This is a genomic window from Nitrosophilus sp. (assembly GCF_982775275.1).
Window position 1 is genome coordinate 1 of sequence record NZ_CEXZHP010000177.1, and the last position, 3,123, is coordinate 3,123.

General features: G+C 32.9%; 3 protein-coding genes. 1 reads left to right on the forward strand and 2 read right to left on the reverse strand.

Annotated features, from left to right (window positions below; genetic code table 11):
* Positions 1 to 1,725: glycyl radical enzyme family protein (locus AC30RD_RS07720; protein WP_489493874.1), on the forward strand; the 1,725-nt coding region annotated here is incomplete at its 5' end.
* Here the strand turns inward: AC30RD_RS07720 and AC30RD_RS07725 are convergent.
* The gene (locus AC30RD_RS07725) at positions 1,726 to 2,019 is read right to left on the reverse strand and encodes a hypothetical protein (RefSeq protein WP_489493875.1); all 294 of its coding nucleotides are present in this window, start codon (positions 2,017 to 2,019) and stop codon (positions 1,726 to 1,728) included.
* 80 nt (positions 2,020 to 2,099) lie between these two features.
* Positions 2,100 to 3,053: a UDP-3-O-(3-hydroxymyristoyl)glucosamine N-acyltransferase gene (lpxD, locus tag AC30RD_RS07730; protein ID WP_489493877.1), complete on the reverse strand. Its 954-nt coding sequence runs from the start codon at positions 3,051 to 3,053 to the stop codon at positions 2,100 to 2,102.
* Positions 3,054 to 3,123 lie beyond the last annotated feature (70 nt).

Here is a 3,123-nt window from a genome sequence, read left to right on the forward strand (position 1 = left end):
TTTAAAGATGAAGATTATCTTGAATTTGCAAAAGAGATGGCAATAAACGCTTTTAAAATGAAATGGCTCCCTCCTGGCAGAGGATTGTGGATTATGGGAACAGATTATATATACCAAAGGGGGAGTGCAGCACTTTATAATTGTGCCGCGGTTGATACAACAGATCTTGTAAATGCCGCTGATTGGACGATGGATATGCTTATGGTAGGTGCGGGAGTTGGATTTAATACCGCATGGAACGGAAAAGCATACAAACCAAACAAAAAAAATCCTCTAATTTATGTTATTGAAGACTCAAAAGAGGGATGGGTAAAATCTGTAAGGCTTTTACTAGATAGCTACATAAACAAAAAACCTTTTTATAGATTTGACTATTCAAAAATCAGACCAGCCGGAAGCGAACTTAAAAGTTTTGGAGGGATAGCCGGCGGACCAGAACCTTTAAAAAAACTTCATAAAAATTTAGAAAAAACTTTGGATGATTATCTTGATGGAAAAATTGATAAAACAAGATGCGTTGTTGATATTTTTAACGAGCTTGGAGTATGCGTAGTTTCCGGAAATATCAGGCGATCAGCTCAAATAGCAATAGGATCGCCATATGATGAGACCTTTTTAAATTTAAAAAATTATGATAAATATCCACAAAGAGCAGAAATTGGATGGATTTCAAATAATTCTGTAGTTATAAAAAATTTAGATGATTATAAAGTTTTAGAAAATATATCCAAATTTATAGTAAAAAACGGAGAGCCCGGGATATTAAATCTTGAAAATATGCAAAAATATGGAAGATTCGGTGAAATAATCGAAGATAAGGCGTGGCTTAGCAATCCTTGCGGAGAAATAGCTCTTGAGAGTTATGAACTTTGTAATTTAGCAGAAATTTTCATATCCAAATGCGAATCTTTAGATGAATTTTTAAAAATGATCGAATTTGCAACTTTTTACGCTTCTACAGTTAATTTACTCCCTACTCATAGGCCAGAGACAAATGAGATAATAGCACGAAATAGAAGAGTTGGCGTAAGTATATCTGGAGTAACAGATTTTATAGAAAAAAGAGGTTTTGAAACATTAATAAAATGGCTAAGAATCGGTTATAAAAAAGTAAGAGAAATAAACAAAAATTTAGCTAAAGAAGCCGGAATTCCCGTTTCATTAAAAGTAACAGCAGTAAAACCTTCTGGCACTATTAGCATACTTGCTGGAACAAGTCCAGGAATGCATTATCCACCTTTTAAATATGCTATTAGGCGAATAAGAATTGGTAAAAATAGCGAACTTGGCAAATTTCTTAAAAATTCCGGCGTTCCTTTTGAAGTGGATATTTATGATCAAAACACGTTAGTTTTTGAATTTCCCATTAAATATGAAAATCCAAAAAGTTTAGAAAATGTCTCCCTTTGGGAGCAGATGATGATTTTGGCTACTTTGCAAAGAGAATGGTCGGACAATATGGTATCTAATACGATAGAATTCTCCAAAGATTTCTCGCCAAAAGATATCTCAAAAGTTTTAAAAGAGTTTTTACCTATGATAAAATCTGTCACACTTCTTCCAAAAAGCGATCATATATATCCACAAATGCCTTTTTCCAAAATATCAAAAGAGGAGTATGAAAAAATATCAAAAAATTTTCCAAAGCTTGATTGGAGTAAATATACAGGCCATGAAGCAACGGGAGAGAGATTTTGCAGCTCAATGAGCTGCACTTTTAGATGATTACTCTCCTCCAACTATACCTTCATCTACATCTGGATTTATTTCTTGGGGAATATAATCTTTCCCAAACTCGTCCCTAGCCAATTTTAGCGCATCTATTAAATCATCAATATTTTCATAAGGTATATGAACTTTCCATTCGGGATCTTTTGCGTTTCCATTTAGTGATATTCCTATACTAACGACAGGCTCGCTATCTGGGCCGTAAGGCTCTGTTATATGAGCTACGCTTATTATTCCATCTTTTGTTCCGTAAAGATTTAATATTTTTACTTCATTTTGAGTTTTAGCCATTTTATTCTCCTTAACTAAATGTATAATTTAAAAAAGTATATCACAATTTTATTAAAAAAAATTGAGCGATCTATTGATTTTTAGTTTTTTTTTACCATCCTTGCTAAGATAGCTTGAAGTTTTAGCCACTCTTTATGAAGCATTAAAGGAAAGCCTGCGTATGTTTTTCCACCCTCTATAGATTTTGTAACACCGCCTCGCGCGGCAATCACAGCAAAATCGCCAATTTTAAGATGTCCAGCAGTCGCACTTTGACCGCCCATAACTACATTTCTTCCCAATATTGAAGAACCTGATATTCCAACTTGGGAAGCCATTAAGACATTTTCGCCAATTTCACAGTTATGGGCTATTTGAATTAAATTATCAAGTTTTGTCCCTTTTTTAATGATAGTAGAATCAAAAACCGCCCTATCTATGCAACAGTTTGCTCCAATTTCTACATCATCTTCAATAACAACATTGCCGTTTTGATAAATTTTTATATGTCTTCCATCCTTAGTATGAGCAAATCCGTATCCATCGCTTCCAATTACAGTCCCCGCATGGATAATACAGTTATCTCCAATTACGCAGTCTCTATATATTGTTACGTTTGGATAAATAATTGTATTTTTTCCAATTTTGACGTTATCTCCTACCACAACCGAGGACATTAATGTTACATTATCTTCTATTACAGTATCAAATCCGATATAAACATTTGGCGCTATTTTGCAATTTTTTCCTATTTTAGGCTTTTTTCCATCTGTTTGATATGGTTCTTTTGCAAAATATTTCGAAATATATGCTAAAGTTAGATATGGTTCGTCACTTATTAAAGCGGATACATTTTTTGGAAGATAATCTATGTTTTTTTTCTCTATAATTACCGCCGCAGCTTTTGTTTTTTTTAGTTTATTTAAATATTTTGAATTTTCTAAAAAAGAGAGATCTTTCTCTTTAGCCTTATCAAGGCTTTGAATCCTTTCAATCTCTTTATCTTCTCCAATTAATTCTAAATTTAACTCATTTGCTAAATAACTTAGTTTCATCTTTTATCCTATTAACCAAATTAGACATTAGACATTGGACATTGGACATTGGTAAATGGGAATTGGGAAT